Below are 16,875 nucleotides of genomic sequence, written 5' to 3' on the forward strand. Positions count from 1 at the left end.
ATATTTTTCATATCATAATTTCTAAATTTTAAGGGAAATTAAAAGTACCATCTTTTTTATAAAAAAGGAATGATACTTTTTGTTAACTTTGCACATGTTCTCCTTGCTATTTTTCTTATTTGGTTGTAATGATGAAATAGCGAGTAATGAGGAAATATCAAAATACACTTCTTTTGTAGAAGACGAAACTTTAAATACACAAGATAATGTTTCATCACCTTCCGATATAAAATTAATTGATCCAAATACTAAAGAAATTGTCGAAACGATCACGCCTGGACCATATAAATTGGAGCTTGAATTTAATCAATTTACAGAAGAAGTACGTCAAACTGTTAAAGAGCTCGCAAACGGTTCCCAAGCGAAAGCTGCTTTTAACAAAAGTATGATATTAGATCAATTTGACCCATCTACTGGTAAAATTATTAAGGGTAGACCAATGATTACCGTCAAAGAGGAAGCTCTTGTAGATGCAATTCTTCAACAATCATTTACTGGTGGAGACGTAGTTATTCCATTAAAAGTTACAGAAAGTGGCTATAAAAAAGAAGATGTACCTTTTTTAAATGAAGTTGTACTTGCTTCCTATACAACAATTTTTAACTCGAATCGAATCGGAAGAAGTAAAAATATCGAACTTTCTGCAGCTGCAATTAATTATACAATCGTTGGAAGTGGTGATTTCTTTTCATTTAATAATACTGTAGGTCCAAGAGACGTAGCTTCTGGCTATCAGGAAGCGCCGGAGATCATTCAAGGTAAGATTGTAATGGGAATCGGTGGAGGTATTTGTCAAACCTCTTCTACACTATTTAATGCTGTCGATAAGCTAGGGGTTGAAATTATTGAAAGACACCATCATTCAAAAGATGTTGGTTATGTGCCAAAGGGTAGGGATGCAACTGTTTCCTTTGGGGGTTTAGATTTTGTATTTCAAAATACAATTGGTATCCCTTTTGTAATTAGGACTTATTATGGACCTGGTTTCATTACAGTACAAATCACTACATCTAAGGAAAATGAATATATATTAAGGAATTTAGAGGATTAAAGGATTACTACATCGATAATAGTAGTAATCCTTTGTCATTTATTTAAATTCGTTAAAACAATTGATGAATCAGAGTACATGAAAAATGCGGAACTAAAATATTAGGTAAGATAACCTATATCAATTCGAATACAAATAGTCATAAATGCTCATTTACTCTAGTAAATAAAGGGTAGAGCATCGGAAATTTTAGATGAAATTAATAATTTTCTCTAGTCAGTAATCTTTTCAGATTGCTGACTTAATTTTTTACAGAAAAATATGAAAAAATAAGTATTTTGCTATGCTTTATTCAAAATATTTACTTTGTTATAATTTATTTAAATAATTTTAATAATTTCGACACATTTTTTCCAAAAACAAGGGGGATCAACATGAACAAACAAAAAGACTCTATACGTAAAAGGAGCATTCGAACTAGTTTTATTATATGGTTTTTCGCTATTTCGATTATTCCATTACTCGTAGTCACATTTATTATTCAAAAAATTAATAGTGATATTTTAATAGAAAAAGAAAAACAATCACTACTAGGGCTTGTTGAAACAAAAGCTGAATCTGTGGATCAATGGTTTAATGCTCAAATGTCCGAAATGGAAATAGCCGCAAAAAGTGACGTAATGAAATCAATGGATGCCGATAATATCATTCCATATTTACAGATGCTTGAAGCACGTTCAGAAGTTTTTGAAACGATGTTTACTATCGATCCAGATGGAACCGTTATCGCCCATTCTATGCCTGATAGTGTTGGTTCGGATTATAGCGATCGAGCTTATGTACCAAAGGCACTAAACGGTGAATCCAACTATTCCGATGTTTTAGTTTCAAAAGCAACAGGAAATCGTATTGTAGTTGCTGCTACACCAATTGAAAATGATGAGGGAGAAGTCGTGGGTGTTCTAGCTGGATCTGCAAATTTTGAAATTTTAGTAAATACATTATTAACGCTTGATGAAGAAGACCGTCAAAATGTTAAATTAACTCTCCTTGACAGTCAAGGAGTTGTTCAAGTTTCACCTATCGAAGAAATTCTTGGTGTTCAAATTAACGAAACTCAAGTTGGGAACGATTTAACTACTGTTTTAAATAATAGTTTAGTAGAACGTGGAATTTCCACTGTGAACTTTAAAAATGAAAAATATTTATATGCCTCAGCACCTATTAGTTCTGTGGGTTATGGATTAAATATTGAAATACCTGAAAAAGACATTCTTTCCGAAACATCAGCTATATCCGTTACTTCTTTTATTATTATTGGGATCACAGCAGTGCTCATTATTATCTTGTCTATTTTCATCGTACGTAGTATTACAAGACCAATTATTTCAGTCGCTTATCGAATGAATATGGTGGCGAGCGGTGATTTATCAGTAAGACCTTTAACAGTTAAAACACATGATGAACTTGGAGAGCTTTCACATAACTTTAATGTCATGGTTGAAAATATAAAACATCTTGTTACAGACATTAAAACAGCTTCTGAACAGGTAGCAAGTGCCTCTGAAGAATTAACGGCAAGCTCTGAAGAAACAGCCCAATCTACAGAACAAATTGCAGCATCTATTCAAACGATTGCTTCTAACACAGAATCACAAGCTAACATTACAGAAAAGACGAAAAATGTTGTAACAGATATTTCGGAAGGTATTTCTACAATTTCTACAAATATCGAAGAAACAAATGAAATTGCAGAAAAAGCAGTAATCGCTGCAAAAACAGGGACACAAGTAATTGATAACTCGATCAATCAAATGAAAATTATAGATGAAAAGACAAACGTTGCAACAACAACAATTAACGCATTAGGGAAAAAGTCTACTGAAATTGGCGATATTATATCAGTCATTACGAATATCGCAGAACAAACCAATTTACTAGCTTTAAATGCTGCAATCGAAGCTGCTAGAGCAGGGGAATACGGTAAAGGCTTTGCAGTAGTAGCTGACGAGGTTAGAAAATTAGCAGAGCAATCAAGCCAAGCTTCTGGACAAATTAGCGAATTGATTAAACAAATTCAATTGGAAATTTCCACTTCAATTAATGCGATGAATGATGGAAGTTTAGCTGTAAATGATGGAAAATCATTAGTAGAAAAAGCTGGACAAGAATTCGATAAAATTGTTACATCAATAGAAAATGTATCCGATAAAATGCATAATATTTTAAACGAAAGTATGAAAATTAAAACGCATTCCGATAAAATGGTTGAAGATATTATTCACTTAACAAACATTTCAAATACAGCAAAAGATAATACACAAGAGATCGCTTTAGCAACGGCAGAGCAAAACGGTACGATGGAAGAAATCGCAGCCTCTGCAAACACATTAGCTCTTATGGCTGATGAACTAAAGCAAGCATCTCAGGCTTTCAAATTGTAAGATTGTAAAATAAGGCAAATCTCCTTTGATTTGCCTTTTTCATTTAGATGTGACATTAAAATTATCATTAAATCAAAAAAGGAGATTACTTATGAAGCAACTTTGGTATGGTGGTAAAATTTATACAATGGAGAAGGAAAATGAAACCGTTGAGGCAGTACTAGTAGAAGACGGAAAAATTGTTGCAATAGGCGCTGCCACAGTATTAGAATCACAGGCTGATGAGAAATATGACTTAAACGGCGCTACAATGTATCCAGGGTTTGTAGATAGTCATCTTCATATTATCTCTCATGGAGAAAAAATATCCCGTTTAGATTTATCAACCGCTGCCTCCTTAGAAGAAATGCTTGAATTATTACGAGAAGCTGCCAAGCATACACCATCAGATCAATGGTTGTTTGGAGAAGGATGGAATGAAAATAATTTCTCCGATTCTAAAATTCCAACCTTAGAACAATTAGATAATATTACGAATAAACCAATGATGCTAACAAGGATTTGTCATCATCAAGTACTCGTTAATTCAAAAGCATTAGAAATTGCTGGAATTACCGAAGCTACCGAGGATCCTGACGGTGGAAAAATCGGTAGAAATGTTGATGGCACCTTAAATGGCCGTTTAATTGAAAGGGCAAAGGACTTAGTAGAAGCTGCCATTCCAAAAGAAGGTGAAGCCTATATTGATTATTTATCAAAGACACTTAATCTCGCTATTGATGATTTATTATCTAAAGGATTAACAGGTGGCCATTCAGAAGATATGAGCTACTTTGGTCATTATATGAATCCATTAACTGCATATAAACGCGTAATTGGTGAAAAGCATCATTTTCGAGTGAATCTTTTACGTCACAATTTCGTTTTTGAGCAAATGATGAAGGATAACATAAGTTACGACGAGCCATTTATTGAACCTGGAGGAATGAAACTATTTGCAGATGGGGCATTAGGAGGTTCGACAGCTGCTTTGTCAAAGCCTTATGCAGACGATCCAAATAATAGCGGTATGTTGATTCAAAGTAATGAAGAGCTTGAATCCTATCTTAAAATGGCACGTGAATATCATGAATCTGTAGCTATTCATGCAATCGGTGATGCTGGGGCTGAACAAGTTATCCAAGCGTTAGAAAAGTACCCTGTTCAAGAAGGAAAGAGAGACCGTTTAATTCATGGATGTATATTACGTGAGGATTTAGTTGAACGTTTAAAAAAACTATCAATTGTTATTGATATTCAGCCTCTGTTTGTCCCTTCAGATTTCCCGTGGGTTCAGGCACGACTAGGTAAAGAACGTCTAGAATGGGCCTATGCTTGGAGAAAATTGTTAGACCGCGGCATTATGTGTGCAAATGGAACCGATTCACCAATTGAGGACGTTGATCCAATCAAAACAATTTATGCTGCTGTGGAACGCAAAAGGCCGAATGATGATCATGAAGGTTATTTACCGGATGAAAAATTAAGTCGATTCGAAGCAGTCCAATTATATACTTTAGGAAGTGCAAATGCGATTTGTAAAGAGCACGAAAGAGGTTTAATAAAAGTCGGTTATGATGCGGACTTTTCGATATTTGACAAGGACTTGTTCGAAGGGACTTCCGAAGATATGTTACAAGCAAAGGCAATCAAAACAGTTGTTGCCGGTAAAATAGTTTATGAAAATAATCGATAATTAGCATTTACCCGAGAGCATAAGACTGCCCTCGGGTTTTGGTTCATATCTTTACTTTTAAAGGATATTTAACTCCACAAAACATTTCAGAAACATCCCATAAGTTTTGAGCAACATGCTTTTTATATAGTTGATCTAAAATGTCGAGTTTCTTAGGGTCTCCTTTTCTTCGATTGGATGGTCCAATATATTCTCCACCCGTTAACGTCTCATCTGTTGCAGCAAATAAAATAGGTAATGCAGATCCCTGAGTTTCCTGTCCTATAAGCTTAACCCCTAAATTTGTAATAGCTCTCTTAGCTCTACTCGATTGACGATTAAAAATGTTAGTTTTCGCAATGCCAGGGTGGCAGGCAATGCTTAATACGTTTAATCGATTGTCAGTAAAATAGGACTGTAATTGCTTTGCAAAATACATACATGCTAACTTACTTTGTGCATAAAACTTTGCCATATTATATTTCTTTGTTCCCTTAAAATGTCCGAACTCTACTTTTGTCTTGTGAGCTATTAAACTACCTACTGATATGACTCTCGAGTTACTTGTTTTGATTAATAAATCTAATAATAATCCTGTTAATGCAAAATGTCCTAAATAGTTCACACCAAACTGTGATTCAAACCCGTTCTTTGTTAACTGTTGCTTAGGTGACATGATCCCTGCATTATTAATAAGTATAGATAAAGAGTGATACTTCCCCTTAAATTCATCTACAAAATTATTAACCGTTGCCAAATCATTTAAATCCAAATACATCACGTCTACTTTGGCATTAGGAAAATTTGATATTATTTTTTCTTTTGCAATCCTTCCTTTATGTAAATCTCTAACTGCTAATATGACAGTCGCATTTTTTTCTGCAAGTATTTGTGCAGTTTCAAATCCTATACCACGATTTGCCCCTGTTACAATCACTACTTTACCCGATTGATCTTGAATATCGTCTTTTGTCCAATTTAATGTCACTACTTACACTCCTTTAATATTTTGAATAAACAGAGAGACCATTTCAAAAAGCACAATCATTCGTCATTTTTCGATTACATTTAATATATGCGTCGAAAGCCCAAAGAGATAAAGAAATTTGATAAATTACGTCATTCATACTCTGCAAAAGCTCCACATAATCAGTCACTTAATTAAATTCACAAAATATATATGTATAGAGATAAGAAAAGAAAAGAGGGTATGTAATGGTTACTTTTCATTGGGGTGTAGATTCATCTCAAGCTGTAACAAGGTCTTTATACGACTGTGTTTTAAATAATTATGGAAAACCTGAATATTGGGGTAGATATTTAACTAGAGTTGAAGGTTCATCTGAAGGATTAACGAAAGAAGAGATTTCACTTCTTCATAATAGTGGAACAAAAATACTACCAATTTACAATGACTTTAGAAGGGCAGTAGGGGCAAACCAAGGTCGTGTTGTTGCTATGACAGCTGCATATCACGCAAAAAGGCTCGGAATTCAAAAAGGAAGTCCAATTTTTATGAATGTTGAGCAATTTTTTGAAGTAGATAGTGCATGGATAAGAGGATTAGTAAATTACTTATACAACAGTGACTATAAACCAGGATTTTATTTTGATTCAACTGAGGGAAATTTTACTACTGCATACTGTGAGGCTGTCCAATTAGATAAAAAGATTTCTAATCAGGCAGTTCTTTGGAGTGCAGAACCTGATCTAGGCGTAACAAATGTAGAAGATGCACCTGATTACAACCCTGCTACTCCAGAATGCGATGCCAATGTTTGGGCGTGGCAATATGGGCATGATTCAGAAGTTTGTCCTATAGATACTAATTTAGTAGATAGTAGATTGCTACAAATGCTTTATTAATATTGAAACGTGCAAACCAACCTTTAAAATCGAAGGTTGGTTTTATTATATTCTGTTACTTCACAAAGGCTCTTTTTTAGACAATCACATTTTATGTACTCATTATTTAAAAGTGATAAAATGTAATTAGTAATTAACGATTTATTAGGAAAGAAAGGGTGTTATTAAATGGCAGTGTCAAATAGCTTTCTTGAAATGCTTATTCAACAAGGTAGAAATGTATTAAATCATATGAAAGATTTAAGATGGGTAGCAGGGAAACAGGGGAAAGATCGAGCAAGTTTAATCGAACGCTTCACAGCCAATCAACATTCATTTAATGTATATACATATGCAAATGAAGAAGTGAAACAATCAGCTGAAGTAAAAGCATTCCAAGAAAAATTAACGCTTTTTGGCAATGAATTTCATGCAGCGAGATTTGATATCGAAGGTGAAGTAGATGAGGATAAAATTAATATTTTATACGATGAAGTTTTAGTTGCCTATAATGATATGGTCATAGCCCTCGGATTTGATAAAGAAATTGTTAATGTAAACAGATTTTAAATATAAAAAAGCGGTCATTCCAGTTGGATTGACCGCTTCCATTACTTAACTATTGTGAGAACTACTTTTTATACTCATATGCAATTTCGTCATTTTTTGTATCGATTGTAACATATAAATTATGTTCATTGAAAAACCATTCATCATCTTTTTCAATATAAAAATGTACATTTTCTATTACCGTTTCAGTACCTATTTCATTCGGTTCTTCCCGATTCATACCAAGTGAAAATGCTTCATGAAAAGGTGATGACCCACCGTAACGAGCGTAAAATCTAATGTAATCACCATGTTTTATTTCCATTTCTTTTTGAAACCATACAAATGCCTCTTTTGTTACAAAGATCTCCAACCTGCCCATCCCCTTTGTTTTGATCCTATAACCATTTAACTTTTGGTTCTGTACCTTCTCTAATTCGTTTAATATTTGCGCGGTGTCTATAAAAAATAAACGAAGCCAGAAGAACGATTAATATAAATAATGCATAATCGTGATTGATAATCATATTTACAATGCTATAAATAAGACCAACTACAGCAGCAACCATTGAAGAGAAGCTAACCATTTTTGATATTTTCAATGCAATAATAAACGCTAGTATCAATACTATAAAAAATGGCCAAGAATAACCAAGCAGTACTCCTCCAGATGTGGCAACAGCTTTACCTCCTCGGAATCCAGCAAAGATAGGGAACATATGTCCAAATACAGCTATTCCTCCTAAGATTAATGGATGAACTGCTGAATCCGAAAAATACGGAATGAAGGGTAATAGTGTAGCGGCAGTTCCTTTCAGAATGTCTATTATTGTAACAGCAATTCCTGCTTTTTTTCCTAATGTTCTGAAGCTGTTAGTTGCACCTAAATTTCCACTGCCATGCTCACGAATATCCGTTTTGTAAAAAATTTTTCCAATCCACAAACCGGATGGAATTGACCCAAGTAAATAAGCACAAATTAAAATAATTGCAATAACCATAGATTGTTCCTTTCAAAATTTATAGTTGGTACTAGTATGTAGCATTAATATTTTACACCTTTTCCAATCTATTCGGAAGCACATTTTAACCGATTAGAAAAGACATTACATTTATCATGCTTAGTGTTGATTAATTTCTATAACTTAATCTTACAAAAGAATTTTTAATAAAAAGTGAATGAATATGAAGGAAAAAGTAAAAATTATCGTGAATAAATTAAGTTGATAATGATTAAATGGGTCGTATTTATTATTTACTCATATATGATTCTTTAGGTACAATAAATTCTCAATGAAAGTTCTATTTGTGTAAAGCCTCTGGAGTTTGATACAATTAAAATTACTTTGACGTGTTAATTATTGACAGTTAAACATAAAGTCAGTACGATAAAAATAGAAATAGAACGGATGTTTGTTTTTTGGAGGGGATTTATCTTGGCAATTAATCAGCCAGGGATCGCATATGATGACGATGCCATACAAGTATTAGAAGGTTTAGAAGCGGTTCGTAAAAGACCAGGGATGTATATTGGATCTACTGATAGTCGAGGCCTTCATCACTTAGTTTACGAGATTGTAGACAATGCAGTTGATGAAGCACTTGCTGGATTTGGATCGCATATCATCGTTAAAATTCATGAAGATAATTCCATTAGTGTTCGCGACTATGGTCGTGGAATGCCAACCGGTATGCATAAACTAGGAAAACCAACACCTGAAGTCATTTTCACGATTTTGCATGCTGGTGGTAAATTTGGACAAGGCGGATACAAAACAAGCGGTGGTTTACATGGGGTTGGATCATCAGTTGTAAACGCTTTATCAAAATATTTAGAAGTAACGATTTACCGAGAAGGACAAGTTTATCGCCAACGTTTTGAAAACGGTGGTAACCCCGTTACAACATTGGAAGTAATCGGGAAAACAAAAGAAACAGGAACGCTCGTTCGCTTCCTTCCAGACAATACAATTTTTTCAGCTACAAAGTATAATTATGATACTTTAGCTGAACGTTTACGGGAATCTGCCTTTTTATTAAAAGGTTTAAAAATCGAAATCTTCGATGAGCGTGGAGAAGGGCAACATGAAATTTTCCATTATGAAAATGGAATCGAGGCTTTCGTTGAATATTTAAACGAAGAAAAAGACGTTTTGCATCCAGTTAAATATGTTGAAGGTACAAAAGATGATATTGAAGTTGAATTTGCATTTCAATTTAATGATGGTTATACAGAAACCATTTTATCTTTCGTAAACAATGTAAGAACACGTGATGGAGGTACTCATGAAACAGGCGCAAAGTCTGCTTTAACAAGAGTATTTAACGAATACGCCCGTAAAACCGGCTTACTAAAAGAAAAAGATAAAAACCTCGAAGGATCCGATATACGAGAAGGTTTATCTGCTGTTGTTTCAGTTCGTATACCTGAAAGTCTACTTCAATTTGAAGGTCAAACGAAAAGTAAATTAGGTACAACCGAAGCACGTTCAGCTGTAGATTCTGTTGTTTCAGAAAAACTACTTTATGTGTTAGAGGAAAATGCAGAGCTATCTGCGAATTTAGTTCGAAAAGCTATTCGTGCTGGACAAGCTAGAGAAGCTGCAAGAAAAGCTAGAGAAGATGCACGTAGTGGGAAGAAAAAGAAAGCAAGCACACTTTTATCTGGTAAGTTAACTCCTGCACAATCGCGTAATGCTGCAAAAAACGAATTATACCTAGTGGAGGGTGATTCTGCAGGTGGCTCAGCAAAACAAGGGCGTGATCGCTCTTTTCAAGCGATATTACCTTTGCGCGGTAAAGTAATTAATACCGAAAAAGCAAAGTTATCAGACATCATGAAAAATGAAGAAATTTCTACAATCATTCATACGATAGGCGCAGGCGTTGGACCTGATTTTACTGTGGAAGATGCTGCATATGACAAAGTAATTATTATGACCGATGCGGATACAGATGGAGCACATATTCAGGTTTTATTACTTACGTTCTTCTATAAGTACATGCGTCCACTTATTGACGCTGGGAAAGTGTATATTGCTTTACCACCACTTTATAAAATTTCAAAAGGATCCGGCAAAAAAGAAGTGATTGAATATGCATGGACTGAAAAGGAACTCCAAGCAGCGATCAAAAAAGTAGGTAAAGGGTATATTATCCAACGCTACAAAGGTCTAGGTGAGATGAATGCTGACCAATTATGGGATACTACTATGAACCCAGAAACTAGAACTTTAATTCGCGTAACAATTGAAGACGGTGCACGAGCAGAAAGACGTGTAACCACATTAATGGGTGATAAAGTTGAACCCCGCCGAAAATGGATTGAATCAAACGTTGATTTTGGGATGGAAGAAGATAATACAACATTAGTAGCCGACTTCATCCAGCATGAGGAGGAAACAGAAGGATGACTACTGCCGAACGATTTCAAGAATTACCTTTAGAAGAAGTGATGGGCGATCGGTTCGGTCGTTACAGTAAATATATTATACAAGATCGTGCTATTCCAGATGCACGCGACGGTTTAAAGCCCGTTCAACGTCGAATACTCTATGCAATGTTCCATGAAGGAAATACTCACGATAAACCATTTCGTAAATCTGCAAAAACAGTAGGGCATGTGATCGGTAATTACCATCCACATGGTGACTCATCTGTTTATGAAGCAATGGTTCGCTTAAGCCAGGATTGGAAAGCTCGCCATATGCTAATAGAGATGCACGGAAATAACGGTTCTGTTGATGGTGACCCTCCAGCAGCAATGCGTTATACAGAAGCTAGACTATCAGCTATTGCTTCAGAAATGCTACGAGATATTGGGAAAAGAACAGTTGAATTTGTTCCAAACTTTGATGATCAGGATATGGAGCCTACTGTTTTACCATCTAGATTTCCTAATTTACTTGTAAATGGGGCAACAGGAATTTCTGCAGGTTATGCAACTGATATTCCTCCCCATAATTTAGCTGAAACAATCGATGCAGCTTTGATGCGATTAGAAAAGCCTGAATGCTCTATCGATGAATTAATGACCGTTATCAAAGGACCAGATTTTCCTACAGGAGGCATAATTCAAGGAGCTGAAGGTATTCGTAAAGCATACGAAACAGGAAAAGGGAAGATCATTATTCGTTCAAAGGCCTTTATTGAACAAATTAAAGGTGGCAAAGAACAGATTGTAGTGACAGAAATCCCGTACGACGTCAATAAGGCACATCTTGTTAAAAAAATTGACGAATTACGTGTTGAAAAAAAGCTAGAGGGTATCGCTGATATTCGAGATGAATCCGACCGAACAGGACTTCGAATTGTGATCGAGCTGAAAAAAGATGTGGATGGACAAGGGATATTAAATTACTTATATAAATCTACCGAGCTACAGATTAACTATAACTTTAATATGATTGCTATTCACAATCGTCGTCCAACAATGATGACTCTACCTTTAATGTTAGATTCATATATTGATCACCAAAAGGAAGTTGTAACAAAACGATCAGAATATGACTTACAGAAGGCGAAGGATCGTCTACATATTGTAGAAGGATTGATGAAAGCATTATCGATCCTTGATGATGTCATTAAGACAATTCGTGCATCGAAGGATAAACGCGATGCTAAAGATAACTTGATCGCACAATTTGATTTTACAGAAGCACAAGCAGAAGCTATTGTAAGCTTACAATTATATCGACTAACAAATACAGATATTACAGAGCTTCGTGCAGAAGATGAAAGCTTACGTAAAACAATCATTGAGCTAACAGAGATTATAAATAATGAAAAACAATTGATTAAGGTAATTAAATCAGAGTTACTCGATATTAAAAAGCGATTTGCTGAACCACGCCGTTCTGATATTGAGGCTGAAATTCAAGAGATTAAAATTACATTAGATGTATTAGTACCTAGTGAAGATGTCGTTGTAACTGTAACAAAAGATGGCTATGTGAAGCGTACAAGCATTCGCTCTCATGCGGCTTCCAATGGACAAGATTTTGCAATGAAGGAATCCGACTACCTTCTTTATGAGGCCACTTTAAATACACAGCATCACCTACTTTTATTTACGAATAAAGGTAACTATATTTATCAGCCTGTACATGAATTACCGGATATTCGTTGGAAGGATTTGGGACAGCACATTTCAAGTATTGTGCCGATTGAGGACTCTGAAGAGATCATTGAAGTAATAGGGATCGAACGATTTGATCAAGAAAATACCTTTATCTTAACAGCGACTAGAAGTGGACAAATAAAACGTTCCCCTCTTAGTGAATATGCCGTTACTAGATATTCAAAACCAGTTAGAACAATGAATCTTAAAAATGATGACGAAATGATTTTTGCAGGTTTAATATCAGATAATAAAGAGGTATTATTAACGAGTTATTTAAGTTATTCTTTGCGCTTTGATATTGAAGAAATACCAGTTACAGGGGTTAAAACAGGCGGCGTTAAAGGGATGAACTTAAAAGATAATGATCATTTAGTTTCTGTTAATATGCTGAATAAAAGTGCGGAACAAGATATTATGGTAATTACTCATCGTGGAGCAGTAAAACGGATGAGCGTTTCGGAAATTGAAATAAGCAGTAGAGCAAAAAGGGGAGTCGTAACTCTCAAAGAATTAAAAGCAAATCCACATAGAATTTATGCGGTGATTGCCGTTGATTCTGATGATACTATTAAAATTACAACAGCAAAACACATTGAAGAGACATTAGCCGTTTCAAGCTTCACAAAAGCAGACAGATATTCAAATGGTTCATTGAAAATAGATGTATCTAATGATGGAGATTTAGTTTTGGTGAAAGTATTGCCAAAAGAAAACAACGAATAAGTTTTTAAAGGACTCAGGTCATTCTGAGTCCTTTTTTAACAAAATTATTTTTATTATTGAAAAAAATTAGAAAAAATACTAACATTATGTCATTCTGCAAAAACAAATGGAGGAAACAACATGGCAATAAATGATCGCGGCAAGGGGATCTTATTAGTACTAATTGCTGCTACATTTTGGGGAGTATCTGGTACTGTATCTCAATATCTATTTCAGTCACTCCATATAAGTACCGAATGGTTAACAACTGTTAGATTATTATCAGCTGGTGTACTTCTAATTCTTATCGCTTATCGTTTTGAAGGAAGACGTATTTTTGATATTTGGCGACAAAAAGTGGATGTACTAGGAATATTATTGTTCGGAATTGTTGGGATGATCGGGGTACAGTATACATATTTAGCAGCAATAAATCATTCAAATGCTGCTACAGCAACAGTTTTACAATACTTAGGACCCGCCCTTGTAACGAGTTATTTTATTTTACTAGCAAAGCGTATGCCAAGATTTAAAGAAATAACAGCTGTTTTATTAGCATTAATCGGTACATTTTTACTTGTGACTCATGGAAATGTGAATAGTTTAGCAATTTCAAAAGAAGGTTTAATTTGGGGATTACTATCTGCTTTTGGCCTTGCTTTTTATACAATCCAACCGATTAAATTATTACAACGTTGGGGTTCAATGATTGTTGTAGGGTGGGGAATGATTGTAGGAGGATTTGTATTTAGCTTTGTGCACCCGCCTTGGCATTTTGTTGGGGAATGGTATGTAAGTACAAACTTTGCATTTTTATTTGTCGTTGTTTGTGGATTAGTTTAATTATTTCTGGTTTAGTATGTTTAATTATTTTGTATTTTGAATTTATAGGTGTCAATCATCTTAGTTTAGTGAATTTCTTGAAAATTCAAGTGTTTATGCTTCTATGTAATTTAATTCTTACATCGGTCAATCTCTATATAAATTATAAACATGCTGAAAATTTAACGAGGAGATTGTATTATGGTTGAATCATTAATCCTTGGTTTCCGAGATATGTTTAAAAATAGACAATTATTTCTTGTGTTTGAAACATCAATTCTTCTAATATGTCTGATCATTATTTCTGCATCTTCTTCTTTACTGAGTGAGCTAAATAATAGTTTTAATGTAGGAGAATCTTCAAAAGGATATACTGTAGTTCCTATTGCAAATGATATGTCTTCCAATGCACAGCTCGTTAATGAAATTAACCAATTGTTAAATACAGGAGGAGAGTCTTTCTTCTATTCGGAGACAGTTACGAATCAGATTGGTTTTCCTACAGTAATTGTTATCGGCAACGCATTCAATGAAGAATTATACGCTAAGATATATGCAAAATCTGATATTAAACAAAAAATTAATTTTGCTAATGTGCATTTCCCAGAACAAACTACATTTGAATCAACTGATTTTAGTGGATTTGATGAAAAGATATTTGAGTATTTTCCCGAAGATGAGATAGTTATAATTCTACTAAAAACTAACCAGTTGGACAAATGGATTGAGCTCAACGATGGATTGAAAATTATTGAGTTAGTAAAGAATGTAAGGTTCAGTGAGTTAGATAAACAAGAAGGATTAGTTAATCAGTTTGAAGCAATTTTTGAAGATAGCTTCTTGTTCTTGCAGTCAAACAGTAATCAAAGTAAAGAAGTAAGCTTTATCTTACTCTTTGTTTATCCAGTCGTAGCGCTTCTTATTGCGTCTTTAGTTATAGCATTTATCATCATGTATAATAGCCTATTCAAGAAACTTTATCGTGAATATACTATACACCTCATTTCTGGTGCGACACTAAAACACATCTTTGTTCGTAATTCAGTATTTATCTTCACGCTTATTTCAGTTTGCTTCTTAATCGTATCTTTTCTAAATGGATTTCAAATCAATCCTATATTTTGGATTACTTTAGTTATTCTATTACTAATTTTTGTTGTTTTCGAAGTCCTCCTATATCTAGTGCTAATAAGGCAAGTTCTATTGATGTCCTTGAAAGGAGATTATTGAAATGAGTTTACTATATCTAGAAAATGTATCAAAAGTCTACAATAAGAACACTGAGTCAGAAACACAAGTTTTGCATGAATGTTCTTTCAAGCTAAATGAAGGAGATTTTCTTGTCATTTCAGGGGAATCTGGATCTGGTAAAACAACATTCTTGAACATTGCTGGTTTGTTAGATAAAGACTATGATGGAGAATATATACTTAATGGCCAAGATGTTAAAAAACTCAATAGCGGGCAGCTTTCCGTATTACGGAATGAAATGTTTGGGGTTGTTTTTCAGGACTACATTTTAATTGAAGATGCATCAGTATACGAAAATATAATAATACCACTATATTACTCAAAGAAATACAAGCGTGAAGAACGCCAAAGTCGAATACAAGAAGTTGCTGAAAATCTCAAAATAGATAATATCCTGAATAAGGGAGTGAGTATTTTGTCAGGTGGGCAAAGACAACGAGTTGCAATAGCAAGGGCCTTAATTAACGACCCGAGTGTTCTGTTATTAGATGAGCCCACTTCTTCTTTGAATCAGGATTTAGCTCAAGATATTATGAATTTTATTGTAGAATTTGCGAAAAAAAATAATAAAACCATTGTACTCGTTACACATGATACGCAAAACATACCTAACGCTTTCAACAAGAAGTATAAATTGCTGGATTGTAAAATGAAGTTGTACCCTCTTGTTAAGTAAAAGAAAATGATAATGTTTGTTGCACTATCGGGCAGGTTAATGCAACAAACATTTTTTCGGGAACTTTTTTATTTAATATTGTTAAATTAATAGAAAGGGGATAGGGAAAATGCTACTAAAAAATATTTTAAACGCTTATAATTTATTATTATCTTTGGGTGCTTTTTATTTGGCAGTGTTAATGTTTTTAGAAAGAGGGGTTTTCCATACATTTCCGCAAGAGTGGATAGGCGTAATGCCATTTAATAATTGGTCGAGTTTAGCTTTATTTGGGGTAATTGTTTTTGGGATTGGAAATGGCATAGCTTCAACTTATGGATTTATAAAGAAAGATAACAAAATATTTACAATAACCTTCACTATGGGAGCTTTATTTTTCTTGTGCACTGTTATACCAACTATTATTTTGGGAGAATGGTACTTACCAACATCAGCTTTTTTTGTATTAAGCTTAATTCAAATATTACTTGGTTTATTTGGTTTTCTCAATTTTTGTTTGGTTTGGTTACTAAAAAATCGAAATAAGAAAAATTCAATCTAATTCCACTAATTTATTCCTTACTTCCCTGACAAGAACTTTTTATAAAGTATACTAAATAAACGTAAAAAACGTTCCCAAATACAAGTTTATTTTAAATCAGAAGCAACCATCTTTGAAAAGATATTCTTATACATGATAAGCAAAAGAGCTAGATACCTACTCTGTTTTCTGTAGTCTTAGGCACAGTAGTTTTCTTAGAAGTTTCATAAGAACTCATCATGATTAAAATTATTGCCAACATTAAAATTATTATAGATCCACAATATTTGATGTACTTT

At 34.0% G+C, this 16,875-nt stretch carries 14 protein-coding genes; 11 read left to right on the forward strand and 3 right to left on the reverse strand.

Annotated elements, in window-relative coordinates:
• Positions 1-79: 79 nt before the first annotated feature.
• From CD30_RS12825 to CD30_RS12835, 3 genes are all read left to right on the forward strand, one after another.
• Positions 80-1,051, forward strand: coding sequence for a VanW family protein (locus CD30_RS12825; protein ID WP_235802060.1), 972 nt, complete (start codon positions 80-82; stop codon positions 1,049-1,051).
• 374 nt (positions 1,052-1,425) lie between these two features.
• Complete coding sequence (locus CD30_RS12830; protein ID WP_036177639.1) at positions 1,426-3,435, forward strand: methyl-accepting chemotaxis protein; 2,010 nt, start codon at positions 1,426-1,428, stop codon at positions 3,433-3,435.
• Between the two features lie 91 nt (positions 3,436-3,526).
• A complete protein-coding gene (locus tag CD30_RS12835; RefSeq protein ID WP_036177641.1) occupies positions 3,527-5,110 on the forward strand; it encodes an amidohydrolase in 1,584 nt (527 codons plus the stop codon).
• 43 nt (positions 5,111-5,153) lie between these two features.
• On the opposite strand, the gene CD30_RS12840 is transcribed toward CD30_RS12835, so the two are convergent.
• Positions 5,154-6,077: an oxidoreductase gene (locus tag CD30_RS12840; protein WP_036177643.1), complete on the reverse strand. Its 924-nt coding sequence runs from the start codon at positions 6,075-6,077 to the stop codon at positions 5,154-5,156.
• Positions 6,078-6,304: 227 nt separating this feature from the next.
• Between CD30_RS12840 and CD30_RS12845 the strand changes: the two genes are divergently transcribed.
• Both CD30_RS12845 and CD30_RS12850 read left to right on the forward strand, forming a co-directional pair.
• The gene (locus tag CD30_RS12845; protein ID WP_036177645.1) at positions 6,305-6,955 is read left to right on the forward strand and encodes a glycoside hydrolase domain-containing protein; all 651 of its coding nucleotides are present in this window, start codon (positions 6,305-6,307) and stop codon (positions 6,953-6,955) included.
• Positions 6,956-7,123: 168 nt separating this feature from the next.
• A complete protein-coding gene (locus CD30_RS12850; protein ID WP_036177647.1) occupies positions 7,124-7,504 on the forward strand; it encodes a hypothetical protein in 381 nt (126 codons plus the stop codon).
• 61 nt (positions 7,505-7,565) lie between these two features.
• Here the strand turns inward: CD30_RS12850 and CD30_RS12855 are convergent, their stop codons facing one another.
• A complete protein-coding gene (locus CD30_RS12855; protein WP_036177649.1) occupies positions 7,566-7,856 on the reverse strand; it encodes a HesB/YadR/YfhF family protein in 291 nt (96 codons plus the stop codon).
• 25 nt (positions 7,857-7,881) lie between these two features.
• Positions 7,882-8,484 (reverse strand): glycerol-3-phosphate 1-O-acyltransferase PlsY, encoded by a 603-nt coding sequence (plsY, locus tag CD30_RS12860; RefSeq protein ID WP_036177651.1) that lies wholly within the window; start codon positions 8,482-8,484, stop codon positions 7,882-7,884.
• A gap of 435 nt (positions 8,485-8,919) precedes the next feature.
• Here plsY and parE point away from each other — a divergent pair, with 435 nt between their 5' ends.
• From parE to CD30_RS12890, 6 genes are all read left to right on the forward strand, one after another.
• Positions 8,920-10,896 (forward strand): DNA topoisomerase IV subunit B, encoded by a 1,977-nt coding sequence (gene parE, locus CD30_RS12865; RefSeq protein ID WP_036177653.1) that lies wholly within the window; start codon positions 8,920-8,922, stop codon positions 10,894-10,896.
• Complete coding sequence (gene parC / locus CD30_RS12870) at positions 10,893-13,328, forward strand: DNA topoisomerase IV subunit A (RefSeq protein WP_036177655.1); 2,436 nt, start codon at positions 10,893-10,895, stop codon at positions 13,326-13,328. The genes parE and parC overlap by 4 nt, the downstream gene beginning before the upstream one ends.
• Before the next feature lie 120 nt (positions 13,329-13,448).
• Complete coding sequence (locus CD30_RS12875) at positions 13,449-14,150, forward strand: DMT family transporter (RefSeq protein WP_036177701.1); 702 nt, start codon at positions 13,449-13,451, stop codon at positions 14,148-14,150.
• A 180-nt stretch (positions 14,151-14,330) separates the two neighbouring features.
• Positions 14,331-15,359 carry a hypothetical protein gene (locus tag CD30_RS12880; protein ID WP_036177657.1) on the forward strand — a complete coding sequence of 343 codons (1,029 nt, stop codon included), beginning with the start codon at positions 14,331-14,333 and terminating at the stop codon, positions 15,357-15,359.
• A 1-nt stretch (position 15,360) separates the two neighbouring features.
• Entirely contained in the window at positions 15,361-16,056 is a 696-nt protein-coding gene (locus CD30_RS12885) for an ABC transporter ATP-binding protein (protein WP_036177659.1), read from the forward strand.
• 109 nt (positions 16,057-16,165) lie between these two features.
• On the forward strand, positions 16,166-16,597 hold the full coding sequence (locus tag CD30_RS12890) for a hypothetical protein (protein ID WP_036177661.1): 432 nt from the start codon (positions 16,166-16,168) through the stop codon (positions 16,595-16,597).
• Positions 16,598-16,875 lie beyond the last annotated feature (278 nt).

It is taken from the genome of Ureibacillus massiliensis 4400831 = CIP 108448 = CCUG 49529 (genome assembly GCF_000772965.1).
Taxonomy (GTDB): Bacteria; Bacillota; Bacilli; order Bacillales_A; family Planococcaceae; genus Ureibacillus; species Ureibacillus massiliensis.

Coding starts and splice junctions, on each gene's coding strand:
- CD30_RS12850 (WP_036177647.1), top strand. CDS start 7,124: ATGGCAGTGTCAAATAGCTTTCTTGAAATGCTTATTCAACAAGGTAGA.
- parC (WP_036177655.1), top strand. CDS start 10,893: ATGACTACTGCCGAACGATTTCAAGAATTACCTTTAGAAGAAGTGATG.
- CD30_RS12885 (WP_036177659.1), top strand. CDS start 15,361: ATGAGTTTACTATATCTAGAAAATGTATCAAAAGTCTACAATAAGAAC.
- CD30_RS12845 (WP_036177645.1), top strand. CDS start 6,305: ATGGTTACTTTTCATTGGGGTGTAGATTCATCTCAAGCTGTAACAAGG.
- CD30_RS12830 (WP_036177639.1), top strand. CDS start 1,426: ATGAACAAACAAAAAGACTCTATACGTAAAAGGAGCATTCGAACTAGT.
- plsY (WP_036177651.1), bottom strand. CDS start 8,484: ATGGTTATTGCAATTATTTTAATTTGTGCTTATTTACTTGGGTCAATT.
- CD30_RS12835 (WP_036177641.1), top strand. CDS start 3,527: ATGAAGCAACTTTGGTATGGTGGTAAAATTTATACAATGGAGAAGGAA.
- CD30_RS12890 (WP_036177661.1), top strand. CDS start 16,166: ATGCTACTAAAAAATATTTTAAACGCTTATAATTTATTATTATCTTTG.
- CD30_RS12875 (WP_036177701.1), top strand. CDS start 13,449: ATGGCAATAAATGATCGCGGCAAGGGGATCTTATTAGTACTAATTGCT.
- CD30_RS12880 (WP_036177657.1), top strand. CDS start 14,331: ATGGTTGAATCATTAATCCTTGGTTTCCGAGATATGTTTAAAAATAGA.